This is a genomic window from Jiangella rhizosphaerae (genome assembly GCF_003579925.1).
GTDB lineage: Bacteria > Actinomycetota > Actinomycetes > Jiangellales > Jiangellaceae > Jiangella > Jiangella rhizosphaerae.
Genome location: NZ_QUAL01000016.1, coordinates 1 through 17177, shown reverse-complemented (window position 1 = coordinate 17177; position 17177 = coordinate 1). Strand labels below are relative to the sequence as shown.

At 72.0% G+C, this 17177-nt stretch carries 13 protein-coding genes and 1 pseudogene; 9 read left to right on the top strand and 5 right to left on the bottom strand.

The annotated features are described in order from the left end of the window. The first annotated feature begins 60 nt into the window (after window positions 1–60). Window positions 61–477 (top strand): hypothetical protein, encoded by a 417-nt coding sequence (locus DY240_RS01555; protein WP_119658217.1) that lies wholly within the window; start codon window positions 61–63, stop codon window positions 475–477. A gap of 59 nt (window positions 478–536) precedes the next feature. Here the strand turns inward: DY240_RS01555 and DY240_RS01550 are convergent, their stop codons facing one another. Beyond that, window positions 537–1370: an SDR family NAD(P)-dependent oxidoreductase gene (locus DY240_RS01550; RefSeq protein WP_119658216.1), complete on the bottom strand. Its 834-nt coding sequence runs from the start codon at window positions 1368–1370 to the stop codon at window positions 537–539. Window positions 1371–1448: 78 nt separating this feature from the next. Between DY240_RS01550 and purF the strand changes: the two genes are divergently transcribed. The 3 genes from purF to DY240_RS01535 all read left to right on the top strand — a co-directional run bounded on the left by purF (window position 1449) and on the right by DY240_RS01535 (window position 4924). Beyond that, window positions 1449–3029 carry an amidophosphoribosyltransferase gene (gene purF, locus DY240_RS01545; protein ID WP_119658215.1) on the top strand — a complete coding sequence of 527 codons (1581 nt, stop codon included), beginning with the start codon at window positions 1449–1451 and terminating at the stop codon, window positions 3027–3029. Window positions 3030–3114: 85 nt separating this feature from the next. Continuing rightward, the gene (locus DY240_RS01540) at window positions 3115–4122 is read left to right on the top strand and encodes an SH3 domain-containing protein (RefSeq protein WP_147375169.1); all 1008 of its coding nucleotides are present in this window, start codon (window positions 3115–3117) and stop codon (window positions 4120–4122) included. Between the two features lie 4 nt (window positions 4123–4126). After that, a complete protein-coding gene (locus DY240_RS01535; RefSeq protein WP_199700580.1) occupies window positions 4127–4924 on the top strand; it encodes an aminoglycoside phosphotransferase family protein in 798 nt (265 codons plus the stop codon). A 593-nt stretch (window positions 4925–5517) separates the two neighbouring features. Here DY240_RS01535 and DY240_RS01530 read toward each other — a convergent pair. Beyond that, window positions 5518–6471, bottom strand: a complete 954-nt coding sequence (locus tag DY240_RS01530) for a GNAT family N-acetyltransferase (protein ID WP_119658213.1) — start codon at window positions 6469–6471, stop codon at window positions 5518–5520. A gap of 158 nt (window positions 6472–6629) precedes the next feature. On the opposite strand from DY240_RS01530, the gene purM reads away from it, so the two are divergent. Beyond that, window positions 6630–7700 (top strand): phosphoribosylformylglycinamidine cyclo-ligase, encoded by a 1071-nt coding sequence (purM, locus tag DY240_RS01525; protein WP_119658212.1) that lies wholly within the window; start codon window positions 6630–6632, stop codon window positions 7698–7700. Between the two features lie 94 nt (window positions 7701–7794). Here purM and DY240_RS01520 read toward each other — a convergent pair whose 3' ends face one another. Beyond that, the gene (locus DY240_RS01520) at window positions 7795–8013 is read right to left on the bottom strand and encodes a DUF3073 domain-containing protein (protein ID WP_119658211.1); all 219 of its coding nucleotides are present in this window, start codon (window positions 8011–8013) and stop codon (window positions 7795–7797) included. 145 nt (window positions 8014–8158) lie between these two features. Then, window positions 8159–9253, bottom strand: a complete 1095-nt coding sequence (locus DY240_RS01515) for a Glu/Leu/Phe/Val dehydrogenase dimerization domain-containing protein (protein WP_119658210.1) — start codon at window positions 9251–9253, stop codon at window positions 8159–8161. Between the two features lie 98 nt (window positions 9254–9351). Between DY240_RS01515 and DY240_RS01510 the strand changes: the two genes are divergently transcribed. Next, window positions 9352–10989, top strand: a complete 1638-nt coding sequence (locus tag DY240_RS01510) for a DHA2 family efflux MFS transporter permease subunit (RefSeq protein ID WP_199700578.1) — start codon at window positions 9352–9354, stop codon at window positions 10987–10989. Window positions 10990–11181: 192 nt separating this feature from the next. Beyond that, a complete protein-coding gene (locus DY240_RS01505) occupies window positions 11182–11403 on the top strand; it encodes a BldC family transcriptional regulator (protein ID WP_026874431.1) in 222 nt (73 codons plus the stop codon). A gap of 474 nt (window positions 11404–11877) precedes the next feature. On the opposite strand, the pseudogene DY240_RS01500 reads toward DY240_RS01505, so the two are convergent. Beyond that, window positions 11878–12717: pseudogene (locus DY240_RS01500) on the bottom strand (aldo/keto reductase); the annotation flags it as partial. Between the two features lie 112 nt (window positions 12718–12829). On the opposite strand from DY240_RS01500, the gene DY240_RS01495 reads away from it, so the two are divergent. Together DY240_RS01495 and DY240_RS01490 are read left to right on the top strand one after the other, a co-directional pair. Next, window positions 12830–15730 (top strand): right-handed parallel beta-helix repeat-containing protein, encoded by a 2901-nt coding sequence (locus DY240_RS01495; RefSeq protein WP_119658207.1) that lies wholly within the window; start codon window positions 12830–12832, stop codon window positions 15728–15730. A 16-nt stretch (window positions 15731–15746) separates the two neighbouring features. Then, window positions 15747–17057, top strand: a complete 1311-nt coding sequence (locus DY240_RS01490; protein ID WP_119658206.1) for an ABC transporter substrate-binding protein — start codon at window positions 15747–15749, stop codon at window positions 17055–17057. Window positions 17058–17177: the final 120 nt, after the last annotated feature.

Genomic DNA, 17177 nt, shown 5'->3' with positions numbered 1-17177 from the left:
CGCCCGCCGAGCACGTCGATTCGCGTCGCCGGTGCGGACTCGCGCTGAGAGACTGCGGGCATGGAGAACGAGGCCATCCTCCTGCAGGTGCGCAACGGTGACCTGGTCGGCGTCGGTTCCTGGGTGTACGTGTGGCTGCGGCCGGGCGCCGACCGCCCGGTGGTCTACGTCGGCAGCACGGGCGTGCCGCCGGTGGTGCGCACCTGGCTGCACCTGCACGACGCCGATCCCGACGTCGGGCGGCTCAAGGCGCGCTACCCAGACGTCACGCACGACGCTCTCGACGTGCTCGCGTTCTCCGTCGCCGACCGGCTCGACCGCGCCGCGGTGAAGGCGGCGCTGGTCGACCGGCTGGAGACGCGCGGGCTGTTGTCCGAGCGCTACGTCGGCGACCCGCCCGGCCTGCTCACCGCCAACGGCACGGTCGGGCCGGCCGTGGAGTGGATGGTCGGCCAGGTGGTGGCGCACAACGGCTGACAGGCCGTTCACCGCCGCGTTCGACGACGTCGTCCGCCCACCCGGGCGGCCAAGCCCGATCAGGCGCGCCGGGCGAGGGCCCGGGCGACCAGCGCGTCGGACAGCTCACGCAGCCGGCGGCGGGCGTCGGGGTCCAGCGCCTGCGGGTTCGGCGTCGCCGCCATCGTCTGGTCGAAGTAGACGCCGCTGACGTCGGCCACGTCGGGGTCGGCGATCAGCCGCAGTGTCGCCTCGCCGCCGTCGTGCAGCGTGCTCAACGGCGTCAGCTCGGCCTCGCGGACCATCGACGTCGCCATCAGCGTGGCCGGGTGCAGCGCGTTCACCGTGACGCCGCTGCCGCGCAGCTCTTCGGCGAGGTCGATGGTGAACATGATCTGCGCGAGCTTGCTCTGCCGGTAGGCGCGGTAGCCGTCGTAGCCGTGCTCGAGCATCGGGTCGGCGAAGTCGATGGGCGCCTGGCCGATCGACGCCACGTTGACGATGCGCGCGGGCGCCGCCGCGACCAGCGCCGGCAGCAGCCGCCGGGTCAGGTGGTAGCCGGCCAGGTAGTTGACCGCGAACCGCAGTTCGATGCCGTCCGGGCTCAGCTCGCGTCCCGCACCGGGTTCGCCGAAGCCGACCGCGGCGTTGTTCACCAGGACGTCCAGCCCGGCGAAGCGGTCCAGCACCTCGTCGGCCAGCCGGTCGACCTGGCGGAGGTCGGCGAGGTCGGCCCGGACGACGCCGACCGGCTCGCGGCCGCCCTCGGAGCGGATCTCGCGGGCGGTCTCGTCCAGACGCGCCGGATTCCGGCCGTGCAGGACGACGCCGACGCCCGACGTCGCCAGCCGCAGCGCAAGCCATCGGCCCAGGCCATCGGTCGCGCCGGTGATCAATACCGTCGTGGGGCTCATGTCCTAAGGCAACCACCCGCCGCCCCGGTGTTCTTCCCTCCGCTCGCAATCCGGGGCCGGCTCCGTACACTGGGTGCCGTGGCCCGGGGCGATGGACGACTCACGCACGACATCAACCCACAGGAGAAGGGGCCGCAGGACGCCTGCGGCATCTTCGGGGTGTGGGCACCCGACGAAGAGGTCGCCAAGCTCACCTACTTCGGGCTGTACGCGCTGCAGCACCGCGGCCAGGAGTCGGCCGGCATCGCCGTCGGCAACGGTGAGCAGATCCTCGTCTACAAGGACATGGGCCTGGTCAGCCAGGTCTTCGACGAGTCGACGCTGAACACCCTGGTCGGCCACGTCGCCGTCGGGCACACCCGCTACTCCACCACCGGCGGCAGCCACTGGCAGAACGCGCAGCCCACGCTCGGCGCGACGCCCGCCGGCACGGTCGCGCTGGCGCACAACGGCAACCTCACCAACACCGCCGAGCTGTTCGACATCGTGCGCGAGCGGGTCGGGCCGTCCAGCGGCGAGCTGCGCTACGGCAACACCACCGACACCGCGCTCATGACCGCGCTCATGGGCTCCTACGCCGACCGCACGCTCGAAGAGAGCGCCATCGAGGTGCTGGCGCTGGCGCGCGGCGCGTTCTCGCTGGTGTTCTCCGACGAGTCGACGCTGTACGCCGCGCGCGACCCGCAGGGCGTCCGGCCGCTCGTCCTAGGCCGGCTCGAGCGCGGCTGGGTCGTCGCCAGCGAGACCGCCGCCCTCGACATCGTCGGCGCGTCGTTCATCCGCGAGGTCGAGCCCGGCGAGCTGGTGGTCATCGACGCGGACGGGCTGCGCTCGCATCGGTTCGCGGCGGCCGAGCCGAAGGGCTGCCTGTTCGAGTTCGTCTACCTCGCCCGCCCCGACACCCACATCTCCGGCCGGTCGGTGCACGAGACCCGCGTCGAGGTGGGCCGCCGGCTCGCCCGCGAGCACCCGGTCGAGGCCGACCTCGTCATCCCGGTGCCCGAGTCCGGCACGCCGGCCGCCGTCGGCTACGCGGAGGAGTCCGGCATCCCGTACGGCATGGGGCTGGTCAAGAACGCCTACGTCGGCCGCACGTTCATCCAGCCGTCGCAGACGCTGCGCCAGCTGGGCATCCGGCTCAAGCTCAACCCGCTGCGCGAGATCGTCGCCGGCAAGCGGCTGGTCGTCGTCGACGACTCCATCGTCCGCGGCAACACCCAGCGGGCGCTGGTGCGCATGCTGCGCGAGGCCGGCGCCGCCGAGGTGCACGTGCGCATCTCCAGCCCGCCGGTCACCTGGCCCTGCTTCTACGGCATCGACTTCGCCTCGCGGGCCGAGCTGATCGCGACCGGCCTGTCCACCGACGAGATCTGCCGCTCGATCGGCGCCGACTCCCTCGGCTACGTCTCGCTCGACGCCCTGATCGAGGCGTCGACGGTGCCGAAGAACGGCCTCTGCCGGGCCTGCTTCGACGGCGTCTACCCGATCGAGCCGCCGGCCCGCGCCGGCAAGGACGTCCTCGAGCAGGAGACCATCCCCGGCTGCGAGACCCCTGACCGCGACGGCCTGGCGCGAGCCGCATCACTCGGCGATCCCGCCGACGGCCTGAACTCCCTGCTCAGCGCTGGTGGAGCCGCCGATGCGCTGCGGCGTCCGTGAGGCCGGGTTGTGACAAATCGCCCGAAATGTGGTTGCCTGCTCCTCGGTCACGAAATGGTATCGGCCTGAGGATGGAGATCACGTAGTGCCGAGAGCTCGTCACGGACGCTCGCGTCATCGACGCACCAAGCTGCCGGCGCTCACCCGTCTGCCGGCGCTCGCCAGCCTGCCGGCCCTCACCCGTCGCCGGCTCGCGCTCATGGCCGCGCCGGTGGTGCTGGCCGGGGCCGCAGTCGCCGGCGTGACGGTGTGGCCCGACGGCTCCGCCGACGCCGGTCAGGACGCGAGCGCGTCGCTCGGCCTACCCGAGCGTGAGGAATCCGCCAGCCGCGGTGAGGACCGCCCGCCGCTGCCGCCGGTGACGCCGAACGCGGCCCCGACGCCCACGGCCACACCGACCCCGACGGTGACGCCCACGCCGACCCCCACACCGACGCCGACCCCCACACCGACGCCCACGCCCACACCGACCCCGACCCCCACGCCGGAGCCGACGGTCGCCGGGCAGCTCTTCGTCACGGCGGGCCTGAACGTGCGCACGAGCCCCGACCTCGAGGCCGACGTCGTGACGGTCCTCGGCACCGGCACCCAGGTCGACATCACCGGCGCCACCGAGGGCACCTGGTCGCAGATCCTGCTCGACGGCGAGCCGTACTGGGTGGCCACCGAGTACCTCTCGGAGGAGCCGCCCGCCGAGGAGCCGTCCGGCGGCATCTCCGCCGCCGAGTGCGAGTCCGGCTCCGCGGTCGAGGAAGGCCTCACGCAGGACGCCATCCGGGTGCACCGCGCCGTCTGTGCGGCGTTCCCGGAGGTGGAGTCGTACGGCGGGCTGCGCCCCGGCGACAGCGGTGAGCACGGCGACGGCCGGGCGCTGGACATCATGATCCGCGGCTCCGTCGGCGACCAGATCGCGGCGTTCGTCCAGGACCACTACCGCGAGCTCGGCGTCAGCGAGATCATCTGGGAGCAGCGCATCTGGACCGTCGAGCGCTCCGAGGACGGCTGGCGCTGGATGGAGGATCGCGGCGACGACACCGCGAACCACTACGACCACGTCCACGTGACGGTCTACGGCAACGAGGGCACCACCTGATCCGGTGCCGGGCGCCGAAGAGGTCCTGCAGGGCGATCCGCACCGCCGCGTGGTGCGGATCGGCGACACCGTCCGCCGGCCGCTGCAGCCGTGGTCGCCCGCGGTCCACGCGCTGCTGCGGCACCTCGAGGCGGCCGGCTTCCCGGCCGCGCCCCGCTTCCTCGGCGTCGACGAGCAGGGCCGCGAGGTCCTGACGCACGTCGAGGGCGAGTCCGGGCCGCAGGGCTGGGCCCACGTGGTCCCCGACGACGGCCTGGTGCGCTTCGCCCACCTGCTGCGTGACTACCACGACGCCGTGGCTGACTTCGAGCCGCCGGGCGGGGTGACGTGGTTCGCCGCGCCGCCCGCCGGGCTGGGCCCGGCCGACGTGATCCTGCACGGCGACTTCGGCCCGTGGAACGTCGTCTGGCGCGACGGCCGGCCGGTGGCGATCATCGACTGGGACCTCGCCCGGCCGGGTCCGCGCCGTTACGACCTCGCCTACGCCCTGGAGTACCTCGCCCCCTTCCGCGACGACGCCGAGTGCCTACGCTGGCTGCGGTACCCGGCGCCGCCCGACCGCGGGCGCCGCTTGCGTCTGTTCACCGCGGCCTACGGGTCGCCGGCGGCGTCCGCTTCGGCCGACGAGCTGGTCGACGACGTGCTCGCCGTCCAGCGCGAGGGCCTCGACGCGGTCCGCCGGCTGGCCGAGGCGGGGCAGCAGCCCCAGTCCGACTGGGTGGCCGCCGGTCACCTCGACGAGCTGCGCTCCCGGATCGCGTGGACCGCTGCTCACCGTGCGCTCTTCGCCGCGTCGGCGTGACGGGCCTGGTTGTCCTCGGCCGCGTTGGCCCCGTCCCCTGACGTTGGTCCCGTCCCCCTGCTGCCCGATTGTCTTGGCCGCGCACGCGCGCCTCAAGCGGACCGATGGAGGCGCTTCGCGCCGATGCGGACCGCTTGACCCGCGCGCACGCGGCAAAGAACGGGCAGCTATCAGGGGGACGGGGGAAGAGCGGCGACGGCTACCGGGCCGTTGGCCCCGTAACGGTGTGACGTTGGTGTCGTGGAGTGTCCACCTGGTGAGATTTCACCGTGATTCGGGGGGCCATCACGAGGATTACCCCAGCGTCAACACCCCTACAGTCATGTTGATGTTCGCGGAATCCTCGTGATGTCGGCGATCGCCGATGATCATCGCTGTCCACAGCCCGACAGAGCGCGCGAAACGGGCACGCCAACGCCGAGGCGTACCCACATCCTCCCCGTCCCCCTGATAGCTGCCCGTTCTTGGCCGCGAAGCCGCGGGTCAAGTCCGCCCCTCGTCGCGAAGCGACTCCATGGCGGACTTGAGGCGCGGGTTCGCGGCAAGAGAATGGGGCAGCAGGGGGACGGGGACCTACGCCAACGTGAGGATCGTCAGCCGACGAGGTCGATGCGGGCGCTCTCCTCCTCGAACCCGACCGCCTCGAACGCTCGCCGCATGGGGAGGTTCTCGTCATCCGTCTCGCCGACGACCTTCTCGGCGCCGTGCTCGGCCTGCCATCGCGTCATCCACGCCAGCAGCTCGCGCGCGTACCTGTGGCCTCGTTGCTCCGGGACCACACCGACGTAGCCGGTGAACACCTTGGCGCCGGGGTTGCCGGTGACCAGCCCGACCAGCGCGCCGCCGGTGTCGTAGGCGACCCGCCAGCCGTCGACCGGACCGGCGTAGTTGACCATGTCGGCCAGTTCCTCGGCGGCCAGCTCAGCGGCGTCGCGCGTCTGCAGCGACCGCCGCGTGTGGGCGTCCAGGCTGCCCACGAACGTGCGCCGGTACGCGTCGGCGAGCACGGGGTCGTCCGGCCCGGCGACCGGCTCGAAGCGCAGCCCGTCGCCGACGGACGGGACGCCGGCGGCGGGCGTCCAGCGGAACCGGCGCCGCGTCACGAGGATCTCGAAGCCGGCCGCCTTCGCCGCGGCCAGCAGGTCGGGCAGGGCCGCGGGGGGATCGTCGCGCCAGCCGGCCGGCGGGAACAGGTTCAGCTCGACCTGCTCCAGCCCGCCGGCACGCAGGTCGGCGGCCGCGCGTTGCAGGAGTGCGGCCATGATGTCGATCCGGTCCGGCTCGTCGCCGAGGTCGAAGAGGTCGAGGATCCACGGCTGGTCGTTGGCCGGCGCGCCCCAGCCGGCGACCCGGCCGGCCACCCGGCCCTCGCGCGATGCCGTCCAGACCCATTCGGGGCGGCGGTTGCGGTTGGCGAACGCCGTGGTGAGGTGGTGGTCGGTGACGACGAGGTCGGAGATGGGCGTGCCGAGGTCGGACCGGGCGCCGCGGAGCAGCGCGAGCGCCTGTTCGGGTGTGCTGGGGCGGGTGATGCTGACGTTGTGCATGGCTCTCCTCCTGGAGAGTCAGGCGCCGTCCTCACCGTGGAGGGCGGCGCGGGACACCTGGCGGTACATCGCGACCTCCTCTCCTGCCGAGCCGGGTCGCCGATCGGCCCGGACGCTGGGCGCGAGCCTAGCACCAGCCACCGGATACCCTTTTACCCGTGTCGAGCAGCGAGAGCGCGCCCGCGGGTGCCACCTATGCCAGTGCCGGGGTCGACATCGAGGCCGGTGACCGCGCCGTCGAGCTGATGAAGGAGTGGGTCGCCAAGACCCGCCGCCCCGAGGTCGTCGGCGGCCTCGGCGGCTTCGCCGGGCTGTTCGACGCCAGCGCGCTCAAGGCCTACCGGCGGCCGCTGCTGGCCACCAGCACCGACGGCGTCGGCACCAAGGTCGCGGTGGCCCAGCGGATGGACGTCCACGACACCATCGGCTTCGACCTCGTCGGCATGGTGGTCGACGACATCGTCGTGTGCGGGGCCGAGCCGCTGTTCATGACCGACTACATCGCCTGCGGCCGGGTCGTCCCGGAGCGCACCGCCGCCATCGTCAAGGGCATCGCCCAGGCCTGCGTGGCCGCGGGCTGCGCGCTCAGCGGCGGCGAGACGGCCGAACACCCGGGGCTGCTGGGCCCGGACGAGTACGACGTCGCCGGTGCGGTCACCGGCGTCGTGGAGGCCGACGCGCTGCTGGGCGCCGACCGCGTGCGGGCCGGTGACGTCGTCGTCGCGATGGCGTCGTCGGGGCTGCACTCGAACGGCTACTCGCTGGTGCGACACGTTCTCCTCGAACGCGCCGGCTGGGCGCTCGACCGCGACGTGCCGGAGCTCGGCCGCACGCTGGGCGAGGAACTGCTCGAGCCGACCCGCATCTACGCGCAGGACTGCCTGGCGCTGGCGGCCGGCGTCGAGGTGCACGCGATGTCGCACGTCACCGGCGGCGGGCTGGCCGCCAACCTCGCCCGAGTGTTGCCCGGCACCGTGACGGCCCGGCTCGACCGCGCCACGTGGGCGCCGCAGCCGGTGTTCGGGCTGGTCGGCGAGGTCGGCGGGGTGTCCGAGCCGGAGCTGGAGAAGACCCTCAACATGGGTGTCGGCATGGTGGCCGTCGTGGCGGCCGACGCGGCCGACGCCGCGGTACGGCTGCTCACGGACCGAGGGGTGCCCGCGTGGGTCGCCGGCGAGGTGGTCGACGGCGACGGCTCGGCGACGCTGCACGGCGCCTACCGCGGGTGATCGCGCGCGACTGATCAGCTCGGTCGGACTGCCGGCCACGGACACCCGAGGCCGGCAGACCGCCCGGACGGTGCGATATCGCTAGCGACCCGGGTCAACCCGCGTGACGACGAGGTTCGTCGTCATCGTCGTCGAGGTAGCGCGAGTACGCCTCGTACTCGTCGGTGTTCTCCTCGTCGAGGTCGTTGTCGTTGCCGGCATGCCCGTCAGCGCCCAACTCGCGCTGCAAAGCGCCGAAGTCGGTGTCCAGAGTCTGGTACTTCAACCGACGGGCGACCTTTGTCTGCTTGGCCTTCGCCCGGCCGCGCCCCATAGGGTCGACCCCCTCGCACAAACCGGGGCGACCAGCTCACTGGACGCCCTCGTTTCCGTTCGAATGACATCTACTCGTAGGGACAACGGTACAGGGTCTGAGGCTGTTCCGCCTCATCCGGTACCAACTAGCGCCTGTCCGGGCGTCATCGACCCAGGTAGACGTCGCGCAATCGGCTGACGGCGGCGATGCGGCGCTCGGCGAGGCGGTCGGCGGCGACGGCCGGCGGCACGCCGTCGTCGGCGGCCAGCTGGAAGATCTCGCGGGTGGTGTCGAAGATCTTCGCCGCCTTGGCCTTGGCCCGGTCGAAGGAGAATCCGTGCAGCTCATCGGCGACCTGGATGACGCCGCCGGAGTTCACGACGTAGTCCGGCGCGTACAGCACGCCGGCGTCGTCGAGGCTCTTCTCGATGCCGGGGTGGGCCAGCTGGTTGTTCGCTCCGCCGCAGACGGCGGCCACCCGGCCCTGGGCGAGCAACGTCATCGTGTCGTCGTCGAGCGCACCACCCAGGGCGCATGGCGCGTACACGTCGATGCCGGCGCCGAGCAGCTCGTCGGCGGTCCCGACGACGTCGACCTGCGGGTGCGCGGCGCGCAGCTGCTCGATCGCCTGCTCGGAGACGTCGGTGACGACGACCGAGGCGCCCTCGTCCAGCAGCAGGCCGGTCAGCTTGGAGCCGACCTTGCCGACGCCGGCGATGCCGACCCGGCGGCCGGCCAGGCTGGTGCCGCCCCACAGCCGCTCGGCGACGGCGCGCATGCCCTGGTAGACGCCGAACGCCGTGAGCACGCTGGAGTCGCCGGCGCCGCCCTCGGCCGGCGAGCGGCCGGTGACCCACCGGCTCTCGCGCGCGACGAGGTCCATGTCGGCGACGTAGGTGCCGACGTCGCACGCGGTGATGTAACGGCCGCCGAGCGACTCGACGAACCGGCCGTAGGCGCGCAGCAGCGTCTCGGACTTGTCCAGCTCCGGGTCGCCGACGATGACCGCCTTGCCGCCGCCGTGATCGAGGCCGGCCAGGGCGTTCTTGTAGGTCATGCCGCGGGAGAGGTGCAGGACGTCCTCGAGTGCGGCCTCTTCGGATTCGTACGGGTAGAACCGGGTACCGCCGAGGGCGGGTCCGAGAGCGGTGGAGTGCAGCGCGATGATGGCTCGCAGGCCGCTTCCGGCATCGTGGCAGAAGACGACCTGTTCGTGTCCGGAGTGCCGTCCGAACACCAGGGGCGACGCCTTGGTCATGGTGGTGACCCTTTCACGTCCGGGCCCGCGGGGTGGGCGGGCTGGGTGTCAAGCTCACTCTAGGAGGGATCGGGCAGCGGCGGCGAGGAGGTAGCACGGTGAGGCGATGGCACGGGAATCCCTGGGCGATCCTGCTCACGCTGTGTCTCGGGTTCTTCATGACGCTGCTCGACGTGACGATCGTCAACATCGCCATCCCGAGCATGATGGACGAGCTGGGCGCGTCGCTCGACGAGATCCTCTGGGTCATCAACGCCTACGTGATCATGCTGGCGGTGCTGGTCATCACCGCCGGCCGGCTGGGCGACCTGCGCGGCCAGCGGACCATGTTCATCATCGGCGTCGCGGTGTTCACGCTGGCCTCGCTGGCCTGCGGGCTGTCCCAGGGCCCGGCCATGCTCATCGCCTGCCGGGTGCTGCAGGGCATCGGGGCGGCGATCCTCATGCCGCAGACCTCGGCGCTGCTCATCACCACCTTCCCGCCGGAGAAACGGGGGACGGCGTTCGGCATCTGGGGTGCCGTGGCCGGGGTCGCCACCGTCGCCGGCCCGACACTGGGCGGGCTGCTGGTGACGGTGCTCGACTGGCGGTGGATCTTCTTCGTCAACGTGCCGGTCGGCGCCGTCGTGCTGACGATGGCATGGTCGATCATCCCGGAGGCGGGACGGCGCGAGCGGCACCGCCTCGACCTGCCGGGTGTCGCGCTGGCCAGTGCCGCGCTGGTCTTCCTGACGTTCGGCCTGGTCGAGGGCGAACGGTTCGGGTGGGGGCAGGTGTGGGAGTTCGTGTCGATCCCGGCACTGCTGGTGACCGGCGGTCTCCTGCTGGCCGTCTTCCTCGTGCTCCAGGCGCTGCGCCAGGACCGCGAGCCGCTGATCCCGTTCGCGCTGTTCCGCGACCGCAACTACTCGGTGATGAACGGCGTCGCCGGGCTGGTCGCGATCGGGATGGTGGGCACGTTCCTGCCGATCACCATCTATCTGCAGACCGTGCTCGGGCACACCGCGCTGGAGGCCGGGCTGACGCTCGCCCCGATGTCGGTGGTGTCGATGTTCGTGGCGCCGGCCGCGGGCCGGTTCACCGACCGCGTCGGCGGCAAGTACATACTGATCGCCGGGCTGTTGCTCTACGGCGCCGGCATCCTGTCCTTCGCCCTGGTGGCGACGGACTCCGCGCAGTGGTGGCACTTCCTGCCGTCGTTGCTGGTGGCGGGGCTCGGCCTGGGCGGCATCTTCGCGCCGATGAACACGGTGGCGATGCGCGACGTGTCGGGCCGGGTGGCCGGCGCCGCGTCCGGGGTGCTGAACACCAACCGGCAACTGGGTCAGGTGGTCGGCAGTTCGGTGGCCGGAGCGGTGCTGCAGGCGCTGCTCGCCAGCCAGCTGCATTCCCGGGCCGTTGCGGCCGCAACCGCTTTGCCGGCCGACGTTCGTCAGCCGTTCGTCGACGGCTTCGAAGGTGCGGCGGAGGGCGGACTGCAGGTCAGCGCGCCGCAGAGCGGAATTGACATGGCACTTCCACCGGGAGTTTCTGAAGAAGTCGCGGAAAAGATCGCCAAAATGGCCCACGATGTGTTCATACAGGGCTATGTTGATGCAATGAAGCCGACGCTGATCGTTCCGGTCGCCGCCGTGGCATGTGGGGCACTGCTGTGTCTCGCAGTCAAGGGTGGACGAACGGCGCGAGAAGTGGAGGCGGGTGGTGCCGGCAGGCGGACGATCTCCGATGCCGGCTAGGCCGACTCGGCACGACTTGGGTCGGTTCGCGGCTTACGTGAACCTTACGTAGGCTAGAGACACCCTGGGTGGACATCAGCCGAATGGCTGGCTCGGGTCGAGCCGTACGGGCGGTGTCCTTCGCAGGGGTCGACAAGGTGGAATATCCGGTGTGGCGGGAAACCTCCCGCTATGGGATCTAAGGAGGTGACGATGGCGACCAGGACACAAGACGCCGAGCCCCTCCTCACTCCTGCCGAGGTGGCGGCCATGTTCAGGGTTGACCCGAAGACGGTGACCCGGTGGGCCAAGGCCGGCAAGCTCACGTCGATCCGGACGCTCGGTGGCCACCGGCGGTACCGCGAGTCCGAGGTGCGTGCGCTGCTCAACGGGCAAGGGTCCGCAGTGGAGCGCGTCGAGGTCGGCGAGCTCTGAGGGGTGAGAATCGTCCCACCATACGCTCGACTTGCCGAGCGGGGGCGGTACACGGGGAAGTCAAGGCTGGGCCCGTAGGCGGCGGGCCAGGCCTGCGGCGGGGGCTGCGCGGGAACGCGTAACTAGAAGTCGTGTGACCTGTGGTGCAGGATCACACGAGATCGGGTCGGCGTCGCGAGTGCGATGAGCTCAGCCCCGGGTGGGGTGTGGCTGCAGGTCGCCTCGCAGTAGCCGCCAGGCGTCGACACGGGCGGTAAGCAGGGTGGCCGCCCGTGTCCGCTACTTTCGCCGATCATCTTCTTTTCTCGCACATCTTCTTTCTGATCGGCCATTCGGCCGGAATGGGCCGTGCTTCCGACGGCGCAATGCTTCAAGGCTCGATTGTCTGGGCGCACTTTGTGACACACGAGCCGCATCTCCATCATCGTGGTGACACATTTTCGGCAGGCGCGCTCGCGTGCGGTGTGGCCGGCGTCAGGCGGCGCTGCGTTCCTCGAGCGGGCGGCGCCGTCGGGCGGGGTCGGACAGCGAGACCGGGCTCCACGCGCCGTCGGGATGGTAGGCGTTCGTCCCCGGCGGCACGATGGCGTCGATGCGGTCCAGAATCGCGTCGTCCAGGGTGACCTCGGCGCCGTCGAGCAGCGACTCCAGCTGTGCCATGGTGCGCGGCCCGATGATCGTCGACGTGACAGCGGGGTGCACCTGCGTGAACGCGACGGCCAGCTGCGGCAGCGTGCATCCGGCATCGTCGGCCACCTCGACCAGCCGCTCGACCAGCTCGAGCTTGGCGGCGTTGACCGGTAGCGCCGGGTCGAACCGGGCCGGCGTCAGTTTCGCCCGCCCCGAGGTGAGGTCGACCGGCCGGCCCTTGCGCTGGGCGCCGGACAGGAAGCCCGACGCGAGCGGGCTCCAGGTCAGCACCCCCATGCCGTAGCGCTGGCAGGTCGGCAGCACCGAGGTCTCGATGCCGCGGGCCAGGAGTGAGTACGGCGGCTGCTCGGTGCGGAACCGCAGCAGCCCGCGGCGTTCGGCGACGTGATGGGACTCGACGATCTCCTCGGCCGGGAACGTGGAGCAGCCGAACGCGCGGATCTTGCCCTGGTGGACGAGGTCGCTCAGGGCGGACAGCGTCTCCTCGACGTCCGTGGTGTGATCGGGCCGGTGCACCTGGTAGAGGTCGATCCAGTCGGTCTGCAGGCGGCGCAGGCTGTCCTCGACCGCGGTGACGATCCAGCGGCGCGAATTGCCGCCCCGGTTCGGCTCGTCGCCCATCGGGCAGTGCACCTTCGTCGCGAGCTCGAAGTCAACCTCGCGCGGCGCCTACTGATCGACAGCTCGTCTCAATAGCACCTTGTTGAAACCACAGATCCATCAATAGCCTCGGCGGGACCGCATTCACCGACGACTGCCGAGGAAGGGCGCAACGATGCGTGCTTCGACCCGCCGACCCTGGGTCGCCGCCCTGAGCGGCGTGCTGCTGGCCGCGCTCCCGGTGGCCGTCCCGCCGGACGAGGCGCGGGCGCAACCGGCCGTGACGATCGTCGTCGCGCCGGACGGCGACGACGCGAACCCCGGCACCGAGGCGGCCCCGCTGCGGACCCTCATGGCGGCGCAGCAGGCGGTCCGCGACCTCTCCACGATTCCGGACGGCGGCGTGTCCGTGCTGCTCCGCGGCGGCCGGTACGAACTGCCGGACACGCTCGCGTTCGACGCCCGCGACTCCGGCCGGGCCGGCCACCCCGTCACGTGGGCCGCGTGGCCGGGCGAGCGACCGGTGCTCGACGGCGGCCGGCTGGTCGACGGCTGGACGGTGCACGACGCGGCGGCCGGCATCTGGTCGGCACCGGCCGGTGGGCTCACGGCGCGCCAGCTCTACGTCGACGGCGTCCGCGCCACCCGGGCCCGCACCGAGACCTTCGCCGGCACCACGTCGACCGACGACACCGGCCATCTGACAACCGACACCGCGCCGCTGAGCTGGCAGCGCCCGGAGGGCGTCGAGCTGGTGTACCGGCGCATCTGGACCCAGCCGCGCAACCTGGTCGCGTCGGTGTCGCAGGCCTCCGACGGCCGGACCCGCGTCACGATGGCGCAGCCCGGCTGGGGCTACAACCGGCGCAAGGGCGGCACCGCCACCACGACCCCGCCGGCCTGGATCGAGAACGACTACACGTTCCTCGACGAGCCGGGCGAGTGGTACCTCGACCCGGTCGCCGACACCGTCTACTACATCCCGCGCGAGGGCGAGGACCTCACGACCGCCGACGTCGTGCTGCCCGCCGTCGAGCGGCTGGTGACGGTGCACGGCACGGCCGGCCAGCCGGTGCACGACATCGTGTTCGACGGCCTGACCTTCGCCCACTCGACGTGGCTGCAGCCCAGCGGCCCGCTCGGCGGACACCCGGACATCCAGGGGAACCTGGTCCGGCTGCCGGAGCCGGGCCAGGACAACCGGGTGGCGCCCATGCTGGTCACCCCCGGCGCGGTGCACCTGGAGTACGCGCACCGGGTCGACGTGACGGACGGGACCTTCACCCGGCTCGGCAACGCCGCGATCGACGTCGCCCGCGGGTCGCGGGACGTCGCCGTTGCGCGCAACCGGATCGAGGACATCGCCGGGAGCGGCGTGCAGATCGGCGAGGTCGACCTGTCCGACGGTTCGCTCACCTACGACACCACGTCGCCGTACGACACCAGGAACTACGACCCCGACGACGAGCGCGACATCATCCGGGGCATCGACGTGACGGCGAACCACATCACCCGGGTCGGCCTGGACTACGCCTCGGCCGTCGGCGTCTTCGCCGGCTACACCCAGGACGTCCTCATCGCCCGCAACGACCTCGCCGATCTGCCGTACAGCGCGATCAGCCTGGGCTGGGGCTGGGCACAGCCGCAGGTCCTGGCCGGCTCCATCGCGGGCGACAACGCGATCGTCGGCAACAGCATCCGGGGCGCCATGGCCACGCTGAAGGACGGCGGGGCCATCTACACGCTCGGCGGCCAGCCGGGCACGACGATCGAGCGCAACCTCGTCGCGAACTCCGTCCTCGCCCTCTACCTCGACGAGGGGTCCAGCGGCATCGACGTCGCCCAGAACGTGTCGACCGGATCGGCCACCCTGACGCTGCAACAGGACTTCACCAACCGCCCGTATCCGACCGGCGCGTTCGACAACACGGTGCGCGAGACCTACTGGCAGGGCTCCTCCGGCCCGGCGGCCGACGGCGTGGTCTCGCGGCTCAACGGCGACAACACGCTCAGCGGGAACGTCCGCGTGCCGGCCGGGACCGAGTGGCCGGCCGCGGCGGACCAGATCGCCCGCGAGGCGGGGATCCCGGGCACCCACTGGTCCGTCGGCGACCCCTATGCGGTCTTCCACCTCACCTCGACGACCGGTGGCCTCGAGAACGGCGAGGCGGTGATGAACCTGACGGCGCGCGTGGCACGGGCCGCGAACGTCGACCCCGACGCGACCGTGCGCTGGGTCCTCGACGCCGGCCCCGGCCTCGCCGGCCGTACCTTCACCGCCGGCCAGAGCCAGATCACCACCGACGCCACCGGCCGCGCCGTCTTCGGCACGGCCCAACGGTTCGGCGACGCCCTCGACCTGCAGGGCATGGACGGCCGGGTGATCCCGATCAGCGGCCCGGTGCCGGCTGGGACGCATCAGGTTCGGCTCGGCCTGGCCGACGCCGCCGCGCCCGGCACCGGCGCGCTGGTGTGGTCGGCCCCGCACGAGGTGGTCGTCGCGCCGGAGACGGTGCTGTTCGCCGAGGACTTCGACACGACGGCGACCGGCTCGCTCCCGGCCGGCTGGACCACCACCGGCACGCCGGGCACGGCCGCCGTCGTCGCCGATCCGGACGGCACCGGCCGCAGCCTGCGGATCGACCACCCGGCCACCGGGTCGTCGTCGTTCACCACGCAGCTGCCGTTCGCCGCGCAGGGCGGCGACCTGGTGCTGCGGCTGCGCATGCGGGCCGAACAGACGACGGCGATCGGCTACGGGCCGTGGCTGCGCGACGCCGCCGGCGTGCAGGGGCCGATGGCCGCGGTCCTCGACGACGCAACGTTCGGCGTCTACCGCACGAACGCCTGGAGCGGCATCGGGCCCTACCAGGCCGGCCGCTGGTACGACCTCACGCTGCGCATCGACGTCCCGGCACAGCGCTACAGCGTCGCCGTCGACGGCGTGATCCTCGCCACCGACGTGCCGTTCCGCGGCACCACCGGCGACCTGGCGCTGCTGCAGTTCGGCGCCTACTCCGGCGACACCGGCCGGTTCCACGTGGACGACATCGCGCTGTCGCGCATCGACACCTGAGAAGGAGACACCTGTCATGATGGCTGGATGGACGGCGCGAGTCGCGGCCGCCGCGGTGGGCACGCTGCTGCTGACCGGGTGCTTCGCCGGCTCGTCGGACGACGACACGACCGGCAGCGCGACCGAGGGCGGGACGGTGAGCCTGCGCCTGGCGCACGGCTGGACCGGCGAGGTCCCGCAGGCCCGGGCGTTCGAGCCCGCCGTCGAGCGGTTCCAGGAGGAGCACCCCGAGATCGACCTCACCGTCGAGACCGCGGCCGGCAACGAGATCAAGACGCTGGTCTCGTCGGACATGGCCGCCGGCCGCGAGCCCGACGTGTTCCTGCACTGGGGGACGCGCGACACCTCGCCCTACGTCGAGGACGGCCGGCTGGCCGACCTCACCGACTACCTCGACGAGAACCCGGAGATCCGCGACCGTTACGAGGACGGAGCGTTCGACTCCGTCACCTGGGACGGCCGCGTCTACGGGCTGCCCATCGGGGCGTACGCCCAGGTGCTGCTGATCAACAAGGCAGTCATGGACGCGGCGGGGGTCGAGCCGCCGGCCGACGAGGCCGACGTGCTCCGCGCCGTCGAGGAGCTGGTGGCCGCCGACGTCATCCCGCTCGCCGTGAACGGGACCGCGGAGCGGTACCTGTTCGAGCTGTTCCTGGCCCGGGAGCTGGGCGCGGACGGCCTGGACGGCGTCGCGACCGGCGACGCCGCCACCCGCGACGCGATCGTGACGGCCGCGGCGAAGGTCATGGAGCTGCGCTCGGCCGGCGCGTTCCCCGAGGGCGCTGAGACGCTGCAGACCCTGCAGGCGCTGGAGCTGTACAACTCCGGCGCGGCGGCGATGTTCTACAACGAGACCTGGACCATCGGGAACCTCGCCGAGTCCGTCATCGAGACCACCACGCTGTCGACCTACCCGGGCGAGGGCGTGCGCACGCTGGCCGGCGCCGGCTACTACGTGTACATCAGCGCCGACGCGTGGGAGGACGAGAATCGGCGCGAGGCGGCGCTGACGCTGGCCGAGTACCTGGCCGGGCCGGAGGTCAACACCGATCTGGTCGACATCTCGTGGTACCCGTCGCCGATGCTGGCCGACCAGCTCGACGTCGACACCGCCGCGCTGCCGCCGCTGGTGCAGGACATGCTGCAGACCCGCACCGACGCCGTCGCGTCCGGGGAGTTCGCCGACAAGCTGGACGAGAAGCTCACCGCCGGGGCGTTCGAGAGCCTGACGTCGCTGTCGGAGCGGCTGTTCATCGGCGAGCTGACGCCGGAGCAGTTCGCCGACGAGTTGCTCGCGGCGACGGCGGCCGACCCGGCGAGGCTCTGACCTCCATGGCGGCACCCTCGGCGTCCAGCGCCGTCACCCACGGGTCCCCGGCCGGGCGTGCGTCCGGCGGGGGACCCGGCCCCGCGCCCCGGCCCGCGGACCCCGTCCGGCCGCGGCGCC

Coding starts and splice junctions, on each gene's coding strand:
- DY240_RS01555 (WP_119658217.1), top strand. CDS start 61: ATGGAGAACGAGGCCATCCTCCTGCAGGTGCGCAACGGTGACCTGGTC.
- DY240_RS01550 (WP_119658216.1), bottom strand. CDS start 1,370: ATGAGCCCCACGACGGTATTGATCACCGGCGCGACCGATGGCCTGGGC.
- DY240_RS01530 (WP_119658213.1), bottom strand. CDS start 6,471: ATGCACAACGTCAGCATCACCCGCCCCAGCACACCCGAACAGGCGCTC.
- DY240_RS01520 (WP_119658211.1), bottom strand. CDS start 8,013: ATGGGGCGCGGCCGGGCGAAGGCCAAGCAGACAAAGGTCGCCCGTCGG.
- DY240_RS01515 (WP_119658210.1), bottom strand. CDS start 9,253: ATGACCAAGGCGTCGCCCCTGGTGTTCGGACGGCACTCCGGACACGAA.
- DY240_RS01505 (WP_026874431.1), top strand. CDS start 11,182: ATGGCGACCAGGACACAAGACGCCGAGCCCCTCCTCACTCCTGCCGAG.
- DY240_RS01495 (WP_119658207.1), top strand. CDS start 12,830: ATGCGTGCTTCGACCCGCCGACCCTGGGTCGCCGCCCTGAGCGGCGTG.
- DY240_RS01490 (WP_119658206.1), top strand. CDS start 15,747: ATGATGGCTGGATGGACGGCGCGAGTCGCGGCCGCCGCGGTGGGCACG.